Here is a 15,936-nt window from a genome sequence, read left to right as displayed (position 1 = left end):
CTGCGAGGGGTCAGTACCAACCCACGCGCTCGGAGTGCTCCCAGGCCTTCTGCGCGTTGCCGTAGCGCGCGGCGATGTAGGCCAGGCCCCAGCGGATCTGGGTCTCGGGGTTGGTGCGCCAGTCGCTGCCGACGACAGCCATCTTGGAGCCGGGCAGCGACTGGGGGATGCCGTAGGCGCTGGAGGTCGGGTTGTCGGCGAGGTGGTTCCAGCCGGACTCACGGTGCCACAGCGCGTCGAGGTAGGCTCACTGGTTCGCCGGCAGGCCGAACTCGATCATCAGCTGGTAGCCCAGCGCGCGGTTGGAGCCGCGGTCGACGTCGGCCGGGATGGGCGCCTGCGGGAGGTTCTTGGCGATCCGCTCGGCCCGGCGGGCGAGCTGGGCCATGATCTCGATGTCCGGGACGTCGGCGCGGGCACCCGAGCGCGACAGGTCCTCGGGACGCTCGCTCGAGGTCGCCGAGGCGGAGGCCGAGGGTGAGCCCGAGGTCGCCGGATCCGGATCCGCGGCAGGTCCGGTCGACGCCGCGCATCCGCTCACCACGAGGGCGATCGCCGCCACAGGTGCAGCGAGCACCCTCCGACGTCCCCCCATGGCGTGCGGAACCACGTCAGTCGCGCGGGGGCCGCGCGCCCTTCGGCGGACCGAAGTCCTTGGCGAGCTCGATGAGCTTGCCGCTGATCCGGGTGGCCTTGAGCTTCTCCCAGGCCTCGGGCGGGAGGTTCGCCGGGAGCTCCACGATCGAGTAGTCCGGGCGGATGGTGATCTTGCCGAAGTCGCTGCGGCTCAGGCCACCCTCGTTGGCGAGCGCGCCGACGATCTGGCGGGGCTCGACCTGGTGGCGCTTGCCGACCTGGATCTTGTACGACGCCAGGTTGCCCCCGGTGCGCGGACCACGGTCACGCGAGCCCCGGTCGCCCCGGTCGCCGCCGTCGCGCCTGCCGCGGTCACCGCGGTCGCCGCGGTCGGGGCGCTCGTCGAAGCGCGGCTGGCGCGGCTCGGCCTTGGGGTCGAGCAGGAGCGGGGTGTCGCCCTGCATGGCGATCGCGAGTGCGGCCGCCACGTCGACCTCGGGCACGTCGTGCTCGCGGATGTAGTGGCTGACGACGTCGCGGAAGAAGTCGATGCTCGGGGACTCGAGCGCGGCGGTGATCTGGTCGTCGAAGCGGGCCAGGCGGGTCTCGTTGACCGCGTCCACGCTCGGCAGCTGCATCTGGTCGAGGGTCGAGCGGGTCGCCTTCTCGATGTGCTTGAGCAGGTAGCGCTCGCGCGGGGTGATGAAGGAGATCGCGTCTCCGCTGCGGCCGGCGCGGCCGGTGCGGCCGATCCGGTGGACGTAGGCCTCGGTGTCGGTGGGGATGTCGTAGTTGACGACGTGGCTGATCCGCTCGACGTCGAGGCCGCGGGCGGCGACGTCGGTGGCGACGAGGATGTCGAGCTTGCCGGACTTGAGCTGGTTGACGGTGCGCTCGCGCTGCGCCTGCTGCACGTCACCGCTGATCGCGGCGGCGCTGTAGCCGCGGGCGCGCAGCTTCTCGGCGAGGAGCTCGGTCTCGCTCTTGGTGCGGACGAACACGATCATGCCCTCGAAGTTCTCGACCTCGAGGATGCGGGTCAGCGCGTCGACCTTCTGCGGGTAGCTGACGATCATGTAGCGCTGGGTGATGTTGTCCGCGGTGCGCGTCTTGCGCTCGATCGCGATCGACACCGGGTTGTTGAGGTACTTCGACGACAGGCTCTTGATCTGCTTCGGCATCGTGGCCGAGAACAGCGCGACCTGCTTGTCGGAGGGGGTGTCGGCGAGGATCGTCTCGACGTCCTCCGCGAAGCCCATGTTGAGCATCTCGTCGGCCTCGTCGAGGACGAGGAAGCGCAGCTCGGAGAGGTCGAGCGTGCCCTTCTCGAGGTGGTCCATGATCCGGCCGGGGGTACCGACGACGATGTGGACGCCGCGCCGCAGGGCGGAGAGCTGGACGCCGTAGCCCTGGCCGCCGTACACGGGCAGGACCTTCACGCCGCGCATGGTGTTGGCGTACTTCTCGAACGCCTCGCACACCTGGAGCGCGAGCTCGCGGGTCGGCGCGAGCACCAGCGCCTGCGGGGTCTTCTGGGTCAGGTCGAGGCGGTCCAGGATCGGCAGCGCGAACGCCGCGGTCTTCCCGGTGCCGGTCTGCGCGAGGCCCATCACGTCCCGACCTTCGAGCAGGTGCGGGATGGTCTGGGCCTGGATCGCGGACGGCGACTCGTAGCCGACGTCCGACAGCGACTTCAGGATCCGTTCGCCGAGTCCGAGGTCGGCAAACGTCACGGTCTCGGTCTCAGCGGTCTCACTCACCCGACAAGGGTAGTGGCGTGAGCCATTTCACGCCCGATCGTCGGCGCGGTGCGCTGCGTCACCCTCATTCCACGGTGACCGACTTGGCGAGGTTGCGGGGCTTGTCGATGTCGTGACCGAGGGTCAGCGCTGCGTGGTAGGACAGCACCTGGAGCGGGATGGTCAGCAGGATCGGGTCGAGCTCGCGCTCGTTCCTGGGTACGTCGATCCGCTCAACCTTGCCGGCGAGGTCGCCGAGGTCGACCGAGGCATGGGTGATGACGGTCAGCGGGCCGCCGCGGGCCGCGATCTCGTGCAGGGCCGCGACGTTGCGCTCGACGAGCTCGTCGTCGGGGACGATCGCGACGGTCGGGACCTCGGTCGAGATCAGCGCGAGCGGGCCGTGCTTGAGCTCGCTGGTCTGGTAGGCCTCCGCGTGGCGGTAGGTGATCTCCTTGAACTTCTGCGCACCTTCGCGGGCCACCGGGAAACCACGCACGCGCCCGATGAAGAAGAGGCTCTCCGCCTGCGCCAGCTGCTTGGCAACCACGGCCAGCTGCGGCTCGGTCGCGAGGACCTCCTCGATCTGACCGGGGATCGCGGTCAGGCCGGCGATGAGCCTCTTGCCGTCCGAGATGGACAGGTCGCGCACCCGGCCGAGCTGCACGGCGAGCATCGCGAAGGCGAGGTACATGTTGGTCAGCGCCTTGGTGGAGGCGACCGCGACCTCGGGTCCGGAGTGCAGGTAGATGCCGCCGTCGACCTCGCGGGCGATGGCGGAGCCGACGACGTTGACCAGGCCGATGCAGCGCCCGCCCTTGCGATGGACCTCCTGCACGGCGAGGAGGGTGTCGATGGTCTCGCCGGACTGGCTCACGGCGATGTAGAGGGTGTCGGGCTCGATGATCGGGTTGCGGTAGCGGAACTCGCTCGCCGCCTCCGCGTCCGCGGGGATCCGCGCCAGCTCCTCGATCAGCGAGGCACCCATCTGGCCGACGTAGTACGCCGAGCCGCAGCCGAGGATCTTGACCCGGCGGATCGCACGCAGCTCGCGGGCGTCGAGGTTGAGGCCACCGAGGTGGCCGGTGCCGAACCGCTCGTCGAGGCGACCACGGAGCACGGCCTCCGCGCGAGCGGGCTGCTCGAGCAGCTCCTTGTGCATGAACGACTCGTGGTCGCCGGCGTCGTAGGCCGCGGGGTCGATGTCGACCTTGTTCGCGCGGCGGTCGGTCGCGGCCAGGCCGGTCGACTCGATCCGGTACGTCGTGAACCCGCTCGCCGTCACGGTGGCCATCTCGCCGTCGTCGAGGTGCGCGACCGTGGTCGTGTAGCGGACCACGGCCGCGAGGTCGGAGGCGACGTACATCTCGTGGTCGCCCACGCCGACGATCAGCGGGCTGCCGTTGCGGGCCACCACGATGCGGTCGGCGAAGTCGGCGTGGACCACGGCGATGCCGTAGGTGCCCTCGACCCGGGCGAGCGCCTCGGCGACCCGCTTCTCCAGGGTGTTCGCGGACGAGGCGCCGATCAGGTGGGCGAGCACCTCGGTGTCGGTGTCGGAGGCGAGGGTCACGCCGGCGTCGGCAAGCTCGGCGCGCAGCGCGGAGGCGTTGTCGATGATCCCGTTGTGCACGACGGCGACCTGGCCGGCCTCGTCGGTGTGCGGGTGCGCGTTGACGTCATTGGCCGGACCGTGGGTCGCCCAGCGGGTGTGGCCGATCCCGATCTTGCCGCCGAAGCGCTTGGGCAGTCCCTCGGACAGGTCGCGCACCCGGCCGGCCTTCTTGGCGAGCTTCACCCCGGAGCCGCCGACGACAGCGACCCCCGCGGAGTCGTAGCCGCGGTGCTCGAGCCGGGTCAGGCCCTCGAGGAGGAGGGGAGCTGCCTGCTGGGTGCCGATGTATCCGACGATGCCGCACATTCGAATCTGTTCCTATCCGTAGATCATCCGGCGCAGCTGGCGCTCGGACAGTTCGGGTGCGGCCACGACGTGGCCGCGCAGCTCCTCGCGGAGCCTGGGGAAGATCTCGACGTTCTTCTCCCCGTAGGTCTTCAGCTCTGCGTGCCGACGCCGGACCCAGTCCTCGAGGGTCTCGTCGTGGAAGGCGAGCACGTCCTCCACCAGGCGCCGGGCCTCGGTGGGGCTCAGGCCACTGCTCTCCTCCACGTGGCGGAGGAGCTGCGGGTCGACGTGCACGTCAAGCAGCGTGCATCTCCGGCGTCCGGAACTCAAGTTCCTGCCCGATTCCGGGCAGATTTTGCCGACTCTGGTGGGAGCCGCTTCAGTGGATGCGCGGAAGTGGAGCGCGAGGTGGGGACCGAGCGCGCAGGGACCGGTGCAGGTGGAGCGTGGGTCGCGCGAAAACCACGATTCAGCCACCCCAGGTGGGGGATGTGCTAGATTGGTGAACACAAGGTGAACAGGAGGTGTCCCATGACCAACACCGAGATGTCGAACCGGCTCGAGATGCGCTGGGTCCCCGTGACGGACGACAACGGCCGCACCCGCATGGAAGCGGTGTGGATCGAGGTCGGCCAACCGGCGATCGCGCACGCTGCCGCCTGACGGCACGCAACTTCCAGGAAGCCGCCCCCGGCAACGGGGGCGGCTTCCTGCGTTCGCGGGCTCCTGGCCGTTCACTGCGGGTTCATCGATGTGACCCAGACCACCCCTTGCGTCGGAATGGTTGACATGTCACCATTGGTTAAGGTCGTTGACGTTTCAACAAACCTTCCGATTCCAAGGAGCACCCCATGACCGAGAACGCAGCCCTCACCGACATCGCCGGCGACTACACCCTGGACGTCTCGCACAGCCGTCTGGGCTTCGTGGCCCGCCACGCGGTCGTCACCAAGGTCCGCGGCCAGTTCGCCGACTGGACCGCGACCGCCCACATCGACACCGCGAACCCGGCCGCCTCCTCGGTGAGCGTGACGATCAACCCCGCCAGCGTCAGCACCGGCAGCGCCGACCGCGACGGCCACCTCACCAGCGGCGACTTCTTCGACGTCGAGACCTTCCCCGAGTGGAAGTTCGTCTCCACCGAGGTCGCCCGCGACGGCGACGACTGGAACATCACCGGCGACCTGACCATCAAGGACGTCACCAAGTCCGTCACGATCGAGTTCGAGGAGAGCGGCTCCGCGAAGGACCCGTTCGGCAACATCCGCGTCGGTTTCGAGGGTGCCGTCACCATCAACCGCAAGGACTGGGGCCTCAGCTGGAACGCCGCGCTCGAGACCGGTGGCGTGCTCGTCTCCGAGAAGATCAAGCTCGAGTTCGACATCTCCGCCATCAAGAACGCCTGACCAACCGAACACCTGACCAGCCGCTCAGCCCCGACGCCCGGGTGGATCCGCGAGGATCCGCCCGGGCGCGGTCGTTCTCCCCACAGGTGGGAGAGAATCCGCGAGTGCGCCTGCTGCAGCTGACCGGGGCGATCGCCGACTTCCACGCACGCCCCCTGCCCGACGACCTCGCCGAGGCCGAGACCTGGTCCTTCCAGCCGTCCCACCGCGGACTCGTCCTCGGGAGCGCCCAGCAGGAGGAGGTCGCCGACCTGGCCGCCGCCGAACGGGCGGGGATCGAGGTCGCCCGCCGCAGGAGCGGAGGCGGAGCCGTGTACGTCGACCCGGCCCACTGCGTGTGGCTGGACGTCGTCCTGCCCCGGCACGACGAGCGCTGGAGCGACGACGTGCGCGAGGCGACGTACTGGCTCGGCGAGGCGTGGCAACGCGCCCTGGCCAGCATCGACCTGGACACGCGGCTGTACCGCGGCGGCCTCGAGCAGACCCCGTGGGGACGTCTGGTGTGCTTCGCGGCGCTCGGCCCCGGCGAGGTGCTGGTGGGCGACCGCAAGGTCGTCGGCATCTCCCAGCGCCGGACGCGGGCCGGTGCCCGCTTCCAGTGCATCGCCTACGAGCGGTGGGCACCCGACGACCTGCTCGACCTGCTGGACCTCTCCGCCGACGACCGGCAGGAGGCCGCGGCGGACCTGGCCGGACGGGCGACCGGGGTCGGTCCCCGGCTGGAGGAGCTGCGGAGCGCCGTGATCGCCGAGCTGACGGCGTCCTGACCCGACTGCCTGACCCGACTGCCTGACCCGACTGCCGACGCCACTGGCGAGGCGACTCATGCACTGACAGCATGGGCGGATGGACCTGGAGACCATTCGCGCATTCATCGAGGTCGCCGGCGGGCTCACCGTCACCGAGACCGCCGAACGCACGCACCGGACCCAGCCCGCGGTCTCCCGGGCCCTGGCACGCCTCGAGCGCGAGGTCGGGACGCCGCTCTTCCAGCGGGTCGGCCGCGGACTCGTGCTGACGCCCGCGGGTCGCGAGCTCGTCCGGCACGCCCACGACACCCTCGAGGCCTACGAGCGCGGCATCCGGTCCGTCCAGGACTCGACGACCCCCGACGGGGGCTTCGTGCCCCTCGCCTTCCTCCACACGCTCGGGACCTGGCTGGTGCCCGAGCTGATCCGGGACTTCCGCGCCGAACGACCCCACGTGCGCTTCGACCTGCGCCAGCACGGCGACGCCGGCCTGGTCGAGGACCTGATGGGAGGCGTCGTCGACCTCGCCGTCACCGGCGACCGTCCCCGCCTGGCGGCAGTGGAGAGCCGACGACTCTTCCTGGAGCCGCTGCGCCTCGTCGTCCCCCCGGACCACCGGCTGGCCACGCGCCGCACGGCCCGGCTCGCCGATGTGGCCGACGAGCAGTTCATCGTGCTCAAGCCGGGCTTCAGCCTGCGCGTGGTCACCGAGGAGCTCTGCGCGCAGGTGGGCTTCGCGCCACGGATCGGGTTCGAGGGCGAGGAGGTCGAGACCCTGCGCGGCCTGGTCTCGGCCGGTCTCGGCGTCGCGCTGCTCCCCGAGCCACGCGGCAGCGCCGCCCCCATCGCGCCATCGCTCAAGGTCACCGACGTCCGGGCCTCCCGCGAGATCGGGCTGGCCTGGATCAAGGACCGCCGCCTTCCCCCCGCCTCGGAGCACTTCCGTGAGCACGCGCTGCGCACCAGCCGGAAGATCCATGTCACGGACGCATGAATTGGCCCGTATCTAGGCATTGGACGCATTCGGTTTCGTCGTTGACGATGGTGATGCCCATCACGAACGACCGGAGGAAACGGATGCCCGACATCGACCCTGCCGAGACGCAGGAGTGGCGCGAGGCCCTCGCAGCCGTCCTGGAGTTCGAGGGCGAGGAGCGCACGAAGTTCCTGCTCGACGAGGTCCTCGAGGAGGCGCAGCGACTCGGCTCGCGCGTGCCCCACGTCGCGACCACGCCGTACGTCAACACCGTCGCTCCGGCCGACGAGCCCCAGCACCCGGGTGACCGCGAGATCGAGCACCGCATCCGGTCGGTGATCCGCTGGAACGCACTGGCGATGGTGCTGCGCGCCAACAAGGACTCCACCGAGCTCGGCGGTCACCTGTCCAGCTTCCAGTCCGCCGCGACCCTGTACGACGTCGGCTTCCAGCACTTCTGGCACGCGGCGTCCGAGGAGCCGGGCAAGGAGCACGGCGGCGACCTCGTCTACGTCCAGGGCCACCTCTCGCCGGGCATCTACGCCCGCGCCTTCGTCGAGGGCCGGCTCACCGAGGCCCAGCTCGACAACTTCCGCCAGGAGACCGGCGGCGCGGGCCTGTCGTCGTACCCGCACCCGTGGCTGATGCCCGACTTCTGGCAGTTCCCGACCGTCTCGATGGGCCTGGGTCCGCTGATGGCGATCTACCAGGCGCGCTTCCTGAAGTACCTCCACGCCCGCGGCCTCGCCAGCACGGCCGGCCGCAAGGTGTGGGCCTTCCTCGGTGACGGCGAGACCGACGAGCCCGAGTCGCTCGGCGCGATCTCGATGGCGGCGCGGGAGAAGCTCGACAACCTCGTCTTCGTCGTCAACTGCAACCTGCAGCGGCTCGACGGACCGGTGCGCGGCAACGGCAAGATCATCCAGGAGCTCGAGGGCGTCTTCCGCGGCGCGGGCTGGAACGTCGTCAAGCTGGTCTGGGGCTCGGGCTGGGACCAGCTCCTCGCCCAGGACACCTCCGGTGCGCTCAAGCGCCGGATGATGGAGTGCGTCGACGGCCAGTACCAGACCTTCAAGTCCAAGGACGGCGCCTACGTCCGCGAGCACTTCTTCGGCACCGATCCCGAGCTGAAGGCCATGGTCGCCAACTGGAGCGACGACGAGATCTGGCGGCTCACCCGAGGGGGCCACGACCCGCAGAAGGTCTACGCCGCCTACGCCGCGGCCAACGCCCACACCGGATCCCCGACCGTCGTGCTCGCCAAGACCGTCAAGGGCTACGGCCTCGGCGCTGCCGGCGAGGCGCAGAACATCAGCCACCAGGCCAAGAAGGTCGCCGACCCCGCGCTGCGCGCCTTCCGCGACCGGTTCTCGATCCCGGTCGCCGACGAGCAGCTCGCGGACCTGCCCTACCTCTCGTTCGCGGAGGGATCGGCGGAGCACACCTACCTCCACGCCCGACGCAAGGAGCTCGGCGGCTACCTGCCCGCCCGTCGTCGTACGTCGAGCGCACTCGCCGTGCCCGGGGTCGAGTCCTTCGGCCAGACCGCCGGCTCCAACGGTCGGGAGATCTCGACCACCATGGCCTTCGTCCAGATCCTCACCAAGCTGCTCCGGGACAAGGAGATCGGCCAGCGCGTCGTCCCGATCGTCCCTGACGAGGCCCGCACCTTCGGGATGGAGGGCCTGTTCCGCCAGGTCGGGATCTTCTCGCAGTCGGGCCAGCTCTACACGCCCGAGGACGCCGACCAGCTGATGTTCTACAAGGAGGACGCCAGCGGGCAGATCCTCCAGGAGGGCATCAACGAGGCCGGCGCCATGTCCTCGTGGATCGCCGCGGCGACGTCGTACTCCAGCAACGACACCCCGATGATCCCCTTCTACATCTACTACTCGATGTTCGGGTTCCAGCGCATCGGCGACCTCGCGTGGGCCGCCGGCGACATGCGCGCCCGCGGCTTCCTGCTCGGCGGCACCGCCGGCCGGACCACGCTCAACGGCGAGGGCCTGCAGCACGAGGACGGCCACAGCCACCTGCAGGCCGCGATGATCCCCAACTGCGTCGCCTACGACCCGACCTACGCCTACGAGCTGGCGGTCATCGTCGCCGACGGCCTGCGCCGGATGTACGCCGAGCAGGAGGACGTCTTCTACTACCTGACGCTGATGAACGAGAACTACGAGCACCCGCCGATGCCCGAGGGCGTCACCGAGGGCATCCTCAAGGGCCTCTACCTGCTGCAGCCCGGCAAGGGCCGTGGCAACGCGAAGGTCAACCTGGTCGGGTCCGGGACGATCCTGCGCGAGGTGATCGCGGCCGCCGAACTGCTCGCGACGGACTTCAAGATCAAGGCCGACGTGTGGAGCGCACCCAGCTTCACCGAGCTGCGCCGCGACGGCCTCGCGACCGAGCGCTGGAACATGCTCCACCCGCTCGAGGAGCAGCGCACGTCGTACGTCGCCGCGAGCCTCGCCGACCGTCCGGGCAGCACCATCCCGACGATCGCGGCCACCGACTACATGAAGTCGTACGCCGACCAGATCCGCCCGTTCGTGCCCGGCAGCTACACCGCGCTCGGCACCGACGGCTACGGCCGCTCGGACTACCGCCGCAACCTCCGCCGCCACTTCGAGGTGGACCGGCACCACATCGCCGTCGCCGCCCTGAGCAGCCTCGCCGCCGAGGGGACCGTCCCTGCCGACGTCGTCGCCCAGGCCATCGAGAAGTACGGCATCGACCCCGACCGGGCCGACCCGGCCCACGCGTGAGGACAGCAACGATGGAGAGCACCGTGGAGATCCGCGTCCCCGACATCGGCGACTTCGCCGACGTACCCGTCATCGAACTGCTGGTCACCCCCGGCACCGTGGTCCGCGCCGAGGACCCGCTCATCACCCTGGAGACCGACAAGGCGACGATGGAGATCCCCTCCCCCGTCGACGGCACCATCGTGTCGCTGTCGGTCGCGATCGGCGACCGGGTCGGCCAGGGCAGCGTGATCGCGATCGCCGAGGTGGCCGCGGAGACCGCCCCCGAGCCGGCCGCGCCGGTCGCCGCCGCTCCTGCCGAGGCCGCACCCGCTCCGGCGGCACCCGCCGAGCCGGCCGAGCCAGCTGCGTCAGCGGAACCCGCCCCGGCCGAGGGCCTGCGCGCCACCCCGCTGGTCCGACGCCTGGCCCGCGACCTCGACGTGGACCTGAGCGGCGTCGCCGGCACCGGGCCGAAGGGACGCATCACCAAGCAGGACCTGCTCACCCACTACGACGGCGCGATCGCCCCGTCAGGTGCCGCAGGCGGCACGGGCGGCGCGGGCGGCGCGGGCATCCCGCCGATCCCGGAGGTGGACTTCGCGAAGTTCGGACCCGTCCGCACGGTGCCGCTCACCCGCATCAGGCGCATCTCCGGCCCGCACCTGCACCGGTCCTGGCTCAACGTCCCGCACGTGACCCACAGCGACGAGGCCGACATCACCGACCTCGACACCTACCGTCGTGAGCTCGACGCGACCGCGAAGGGCGAGGGCTACCGGATCACCCTGCTCAGCTTCCTGCTCAAGGCGTCGGCGGCCGCTCTGCGCCAGCACCCCGAGGTGAACAGCTCGCTGGCCGGCGAGAACCTCGTGCTCAAGGACTACGTCAACATCGGCGTCGCCGTCGACACCCCCGACGGCCTGGTCGTCCCGGTCGTGCACGACGTCGACCGCAAGGGCATCCTCGAGCTCAGCCGCGACCTGGCCGACCTCTCGGCCAAGGCACGCGACGGCAAGCTCACGGCCGGCGACATGCAGGGAGCCACCTTCACCATCAGCAGCCTCGGCGGAATCGGGGGCACGCACTTCACCCCGATCGTCAATGCACCCGAGGTCGCCATCCTCGGCGTCGTACGCTCGAAGACAGCGCCGGTCTGGGACGGGGAGGCGTTCGTCCCGCGGCTGATGCTGCCGCTCTGCCTGTCCTACGACCACCGGGTGATCGACGGCGCCCTCGCCGCTCGCTTCACCGCACACCTGGCCCACCTCACCGCTGACGTACGCCGCCTGTCCTTGTGACGCAGGCGCCGGGAGACACAGGAGTTCCGATGTTCGAGAAGGTCCTTGTCGCCAATCGTGGCGAGATCGCTGTCCGCGCCTTCCGCGCGGCCCACGAGATCGGCGCCCGCACGGTGGCCGTCTTCCCGCACGAGGACCGGTGGAGCGAGCACCGGCTCCGCGCCGACGAGGCCTACGAGATCGGCGAGCGCGGCCACCCGGTCCGGGCCTACCTCGACCCCGACGCGATCGTCGCCGCAGCGCTGGCCTGCGGCGCCGATGCGATCTACCCCGGCTACGGCTTCCTGTCCGAGAACCCCGCGCTCGCCGAGGCGTGTACGGCGGCCGGCATCACGTTCGTCGGTCCGGGCGCCTCGGTCCTGGAGCTGACCGGCAACAAGGCCCGCGCGATCGCTGCGGCCAAGGCGGCCGGCGTACCCACCCTGCGCAGCGTCGACCCGTCCACCGACGTCGAGGCCCTGGTCGAGGCGGCGAAGGCCATCCCGGCTCCGCTGTTCGTCAAGGCCGTCGCCGGTGGCGGCGGCCGCGGCATGCGCCGCGTCGACGACCCCGGCACCGACGGGGCGCAGCTGCGCGAGGCGATCGAGACCTGCATGCGCGAGGCGGAGGGTGCCTTCGGCGACCCGACCGTCTTCATCGAGCAGGCGGTCGTGGACCCGCGCCACATCGAGGTGCAGATCCTCGCGGACAGCACCGGCGAGGTCATCCACCTCTTCGAGCGTGACTGCTCGGTGCAGCGACGCCACCAGAAGGTCGTCGAGATCGCGCCCGCCCCCAACCTCGACCCCGCGCTCCGGGACCGGATGTGCGCCGACGCGGTGCGCTTCGCGAAGGAGATCGGCTACACCTGCGCGGGCACGGTGGAGTTCCTGCTGGACCGTGAGGGCAACTACGTCTTCATCGAGATGAACCCCCGCATCCAGGTCGAGCACACGGTGACCGAGGAGGTCACCGACGTCGACCTGGTCCAGTCCCAACTGCGGATCGCGGCCGGCGAGACGCTCGCCGACCTCGGCCTGGCCCAGGACACCGTGCGGCTGCGCGGCGCCGCGCTGCAGTGCCGGATCACCACCGAGGACCCCGCCAACGGGTTCCGTCCGGACACCGGCAAGATCACGACGTACCGCTCGCCCGGCGGTCCGGGTGTCCGCCTCGACGGCGGCACGACCTACACCGGCGCCGAGGTCTCGGCCCACTTCGACTCGATGCTGGCCAAGCTCACCTGTCGCGGCCGGACCTTCGACAAGGCCGTCGAGAAGGCCCAACGCGCGCTGGCGGAGTTCAAGATCAGCGGTGTCTCCACCAACATCGCCTTCCTCGAGGCCGTGCTGCGCGACCCCGACTTCGAGGCCGGTCGGGTCACGACCTCCTTCATCGAGACCCACCCCTGGCTGCTGGCCACCCGGTCCTCCGGCGACCGCGGCAGCAAGCTGCTGAACTTCCTCGCGGACGTGACGGTCAACCAGCCGCACGGTCCGGCGCGGGCCTCCGGCGACGACTGGGTCGACCCGGCCTCGAAGCTGCCGGAGCTCGACGTGAGCGTCGCGGTGCCGGACGGCTCGCGCCAGCAGCTCCTCGCCGTCGGCCCGGAGGCCTTCGCCGCCGAGCTGCGCGCCCGCACGGGCGTGGCGGTCACCGACACCACCTTCCGCGACGCCCACCAGTCACTGCTCGCGACGCGGGTGCGGACCATCGACCTGCTGCGGGTCAGCGACCACGTCGCCCGGCTCACCCCACAGCTCTGGTCGCTGGAGTGCTGGGGCGGTGCGACGTACGACGTCGGGCTGCGCTTCCTCGCCGAGGACCCCTGGGAGCGGCTCGCCGCCCTGCGCGCCTCGGTCCCGAACATCGCGCTGCAGATGCTGCTGCGCGGACGCAACACCGTCGGCTACACGCCGTACCCGACGGCGGTGACGCAGGCGTTCGTGCAGGAGGCCGCCGAGACCGGCATCGACGTGTTCCGGATCTTCGACGCGCTCAACGACGTCGACCAGATGCGGCCTGCGATCCAGGCCGTGCGCGAGACCGGCACGACCGTCGCCGAGGTCGCCCTCTGCTACACGGGCGACCTGTCCTCGCCCGACGAGAAGCTCTACACGCTCGACTACTACCTCCGCCTCGCCGAGGAGATCGTCGAGGCCGGCGCGCACGTGCTCGCGATCAAGGACATGGCCGGCCTGCTCCGCGCTCCGGCCGCGCGCACCCTCGTGACCGCGCTGCGCGAGCGGTTCGACCTGCCCGTGCACCTGCACACCCACGACACCCCCGGTGGCCAGCTCGCCACCCTGCTGGCCGCGATCGACGCCGGCGTGGACGCGGTCGACGCGGCCTGCGCCGCGATGTCGGGCACGACCTCGCAGCCCGCACTGTCCGCGCTCGTCGCGACCACCGACCACCACCACATTCCGGGGCGCGAGACCGGCCTCAGCCTCGACGGCGTCAACGCGCTCGAGCCCTACTGGGAGGCGACCCGGCGGTTGTACGCCCCGTTCGAGTCGGGCCTGCCCGCACCGACCGGACGCGTCTACACCCATGAGATCCCCGGTGGTCAGCTCTCCAACCTGCGCCAGCAGGCGATCGCGCTCGGCCTCGGCGAGAAGTTCGAGCAGGTCGAGGACATGTACGCCGCCGCCAACCGGATCCTCGGCAACGTCCCCAAGGTGACCCCGTCCTCCAAGGTGATCGGCGACCTCGCCCTCGCCCTGGTCGGAGCGGGCGCCACCCCCGCGGCCTTCGAGGAGGACCCCTCGAAGTTCGACATCCCCGACTCGGTCATCGGCTTCCTCTCCGGCGAGCTCGGCGACCCGCCGGGCGGCTGGCCCGAGCCGTTCCGCACCAAGGCGCTCGCCGGGCGGAGCTGGAAGGCGACCGAGCCGACGCTCACCTTCGCCCAGGAGGACGCGCTCGCCACCGACCGCCGACGCGCCCTCAACGAGCTGCTGTTCCCCGGCCCCACCAAGGCCTTCGACGACTCCCGGCAGGCGTACGGCGACGTGTCGGTCGTCCCCACCCGCGACTACCTCTACGGCCTGACCCAGGGCGAGGAGCACGAGGTCGTGCTCGGTGAGGGCGTCACGCTGCTGCTCGGCGTGGAGGCCGTCGGCGAGCCCGACGAGCGCGGCTTCCGGACCGTCATGTGCACCATCAACGGCCAGCTGCGGCCGGTCTCGGTGCGCGACCGCTCGGTGGCTTCCGAGGTCACTGCCGCCGAGAAGGCCGACCCTGCCCAGCCCGGTCAGGTCGCCGCCCCCTTCCAGGGCGCGGTCACCCCGGTCGTCGCCGTCGGGGACCGGGTCGAGGCCGGCGAGGTCCTCGCCACCATCGAGGCCATGAAGATGGAGGCCTCGATCACCGCCCCCATCGCGGGTGTCGTCAAGCGCCTCGCCTTCACCGGCACCAAGCCCGTCGACGGCGGTGACCTGGTCATCGAGCTGGGATGAGCCGGGCCTGCGGATAGGCTCGCCCCATGGGTGAGGTCTTCGCGGGACGCTACGAGCTGCTCGATCCCATCGCCACCGGTGGGATGGGCACGGTGTGGCGCGTGCTGGACCGCACCGCGGGGGACGTGAAGGCCGCCAAGATGCTGCGCCAGGCGGACGCCGCCATGCTGCTGCGGTTCGTGCGCGAGCAGTCGGTGCGCATCGACCACACCCACGTCGTGACGCCGCAGTCGTGGGCCGGGGTCGACGACCGGGTGCTGTTCACGATGCCGCTGGTTCGCGGTGGTGCGGTCTCCGGCCTGATGAAGCGCAACGGCGGACGCCTGCCGCCGCGCTGGATCGCCGTCCTCGCCGACCAGACCCTGCAGGCGCTCGAGGCGGTCCACTCCGCCGGCATCGTGCACCGCGACATCAAGCCCGGCAACCTGCTCCTCGAGCCGACCGGTCCGATGCGCCCGCACCTGCGGCTCACCGACTTCGGCATCGCGGTCCCCAGTGACGAGCCGCGGCTCACCCACGTCGCGATGGTGATCGGCACGCCCGGCTACATGCCCGCCGAGCAGTACCGCGGCGCTGACCCCGACGCGAGCGCCGACATCTACGCCCTCGGGATCGTGCTCCTGGAGATGCTCACCGGACGCCGGCCGAGCAGCGAGGGCGCCCCCGACCCCGTCGACACCGCAGCCCTGCGCAACGGCAACGCCGAGCACGACGCCATCCTGGAGATCGTGGCCGCCGCGACGGCGTACGACCCGGCGCACCGGCCGAGCGCCGCTGCCCTGCGCACCCACCCTGCACTGCGCTCGCTCGTGGCCCGCTGGGACGACCCGGCGCTCGCCGACGACCTGACGGTGTACGACGAGTACCCGCCGCAGCCCGACGACCCGGCCACCGCCCCGACGGCCCTGGGCCCGTCGAGCCCGCCGCCGACGCCGCCGCTCGGCACGAACCTGCTGCCGCCTCCGCCGCCGGCCGGGCCGACCCGCGTCGACGTACCCGCTCCCGCAGGCACGCGCCGGGCACCGGTCGATGCCTACGTCCTGCTCGGCGCCGGCGTGATCGCGTTGCTGGTCGCGTTGTTCCTGCTGCTGGGCTGAGA

General features: G+C 70.9%; 13 protein-coding genes. 8 read left to right on the top strand and 5 right to left on the bottom strand.

Annotation, left to right across the window (positions count from 1 at the left end):
* Positions 1-10: 10 nt before the first annotated feature.
* The 5 genes from ASE01_RS25555 to ASE01_RS04445 form a co-directional block, all read right to left on the bottom strand.
* Positions 11-142, bottom strand: coding sequence for a hypothetical protein (locus ASE01_RS25555; protein WP_414858526.1), 132 nt, complete (start codon positions 140-142; stop codon positions 11-13).
* A 105-nt stretch (positions 143-247) separates the two neighbouring features.
* Entirely contained in the window at positions 248-577 is a 330-nt protein-coding gene (locus ASE01_RS25185) for a hypothetical protein (RefSeq protein WP_157537093.1), read from the bottom strand.
* Between the two features lie 34 nt (positions 578-611).
* A complete protein-coding gene (locus tag ASE01_RS04455) occupies positions 612-2,336 on the bottom strand; it encodes a DEAD/DEAH box helicase (RefSeq protein WP_056748883.1) in 1,725 nt (574 codons plus the stop codon).
* Between the two features lie 64 nt (positions 2,337-2,400).
* On the bottom strand, positions 2,401-4,236 hold the full coding sequence (gene glmS / locus ASE01_RS04450; protein WP_056748882.1) for a glutamine--fructose-6-phosphate transaminase (isomerizing): 1,836 nt from the start codon (positions 4,234-4,236) through the stop codon (positions 2,401-2,403).
* Between the two features lie 12 nt (positions 4,237-4,248).
* Positions 4,249-4,512 carry a hypothetical protein gene (locus ASE01_RS04445; protein WP_056748879.1) on the bottom strand — a complete coding sequence of 88 codons (264 nt, stop codon included), beginning with the start codon at positions 4,510-4,512 and terminating at the stop codon, positions 4,249-4,251.
* Positions 4,513-4,749: 237 nt separating this feature from the next.
* Here ASE01_RS04445 and ASE01_RS25395 point away from each other — a divergent pair, with 237 nt between their 5' ends.
* From ASE01_RS25395 to ASE01_RS04410, 8 genes are all read left to right on the top strand, one after another.
* A complete protein-coding gene (locus tag ASE01_RS25395; RefSeq protein WP_268788652.1) occupies positions 4,750-4,881 on the top strand; it encodes a hypothetical protein in 132 nt (43 codons plus the stop codon).
* Positions 4,882-5,069: 188 nt separating this feature from the next.
* Positions 5,070-5,624, top strand: coding sequence for a YceI family protein (locus tag ASE01_RS04440; RefSeq protein WP_056748877.1), 555 nt, complete (start codon positions 5,070-5,072; stop codon positions 5,622-5,624).
* A gap of 104 nt (positions 5,625-5,728) precedes the next feature.
* Positions 5,729-6,391 (top strand): lipoyl protein ligase domain-containing protein, encoded by a 663-nt coding sequence (locus tag ASE01_RS24775; protein ID WP_056748875.1) that lies wholly within the window; start codon positions 5,729-5,731, stop codon positions 6,389-6,391.
* A 79-nt stretch (positions 6,392-6,470) separates the two neighbouring features.
* Positions 6,471-7,367 carry a LysR family transcriptional regulator gene (locus ASE01_RS04430; RefSeq protein WP_056748873.1) on the top strand — a complete coding sequence of 299 codons (897 nt, stop codon included), beginning with the start codon at positions 6,471-6,473 and terminating at the stop codon, positions 7,365-7,367.
* Between the two features lie 47 nt (positions 7,368-7,414).
* Entirely contained in the window at positions 7,415-10,117 is a 2,703-nt protein-coding gene (gene aceE, locus ASE01_RS04425; protein ID WP_414858525.1) for a pyruvate dehydrogenase (acetyl-transferring), homodimeric type, read from the top strand.
* A gap of 11 nt (positions 10,118-10,128) precedes the next feature.
* Positions 10,129-11,397 carry a dihydrolipoyllysine-residue acetyltransferase gene (gene aceF / locus ASE01_RS04420; RefSeq protein ID WP_056748869.1) on the top strand — a complete coding sequence of 423 codons (1,269 nt, stop codon included), beginning with the start codon at positions 10,129-10,131 and terminating at the stop codon, positions 11,395-11,397.
* 29 nt (positions 11,398-11,426) lie between these two features.
* Complete coding sequence (locus tag ASE01_RS04415) at positions 11,427-14,837, top strand: pyruvate carboxylase (protein WP_056748865.1); 3,411 nt, start codon at positions 11,427-11,429, stop codon at positions 14,835-14,837.
* Between the two features lie 26 nt (positions 14,838-14,863).
* Positions 14,864-15,934 carry a serine/threonine-protein kinase gene (locus ASE01_RS04410; protein WP_056748862.1) on the top strand — a complete coding sequence of 357 codons (1,071 nt, stop codon included), beginning with the start codon at positions 14,864-14,866 and terminating at the stop codon, positions 15,932-15,934.
* Positions 15,935-15,936 lie beyond the last annotated feature (2 nt).

Origin of the sequence: Nocardioides sp. Root190, from assembly GCF_001428565.1 — a bacterium.
Taxonomy (GTDB): Bacteria; Actinomycetota; Actinomycetes; order Propionibacteriales; family Nocardioidaceae; genus Nocardioides.
Note: the sequence above shows the minus strand (reverse complement) of the source record. Positions and strands in the feature narration are given on the sequence as shown.

What these genes read in the sequence shown, in the direction of transcription:
- ASE01_RS25555 (WP_414858526.1), bottom strand. Translation starts at nt 142, where the DNA reads ATGGCTGTCGTCGGCAGCGACTGGCGCACCAACCCCGAGACCCAGATC.
- glmS (WP_056748882.1), bottom strand. Translation starts at nt 4,236, where the DNA reads ATGTGCGGCATCGTCGGATACATCGGCACCCAGCAGGCAGCTCCCCTC.
- ASE01_RS25395 (WP_268788652.1), top strand. Translation starts at nt 4,750, where the DNA reads ATGACCAACACCGAGATGTCGAACCGGCTCGAGATGCGCTGGGTCCCC.
- ASE01_RS04440 (WP_056748877.1), top strand. Translation starts at nt 5,070, where the DNA reads ATGACCGAGAACGCAGCCCTCACCGACATCGCCGGCGACTACACCCTG.
- ASE01_RS04430 (WP_056748873.1), top strand. Translation starts at nt 6,471, where the DNA reads ATGGACCTGGAGACCATTCGCGCATTCATCGAGGTCGCCGGCGGGCTC.
- aceE (WP_414858525.1), top strand. Translation starts at nt 7,415, where the DNA reads ATGGTGATGCCCATCACGAACGACCGGAGGAAACGGATGCCCGACATC.
- aceF (WP_056748869.1), top strand. Translation starts at nt 10,129, where the DNA reads ATGGAGAGCACCGTGGAGATCCGCGTCCCCGACATCGGCGACTTCGCC.
- ASE01_RS04415 (WP_056748865.1), top strand. Translation starts at nt 11,427, where the DNA reads ATGTTCGAGAAGGTCCTTGTCGCCAATCGTGGCGAGATCGCTGTCCGC.
- ASE01_RS04410 (WP_056748862.1), top strand. Translation starts at nt 14,864, where the DNA reads ATGGGTGAGGTCTTCGCGGGACGCTACGAGCTGCTCGATCCCATCGCC.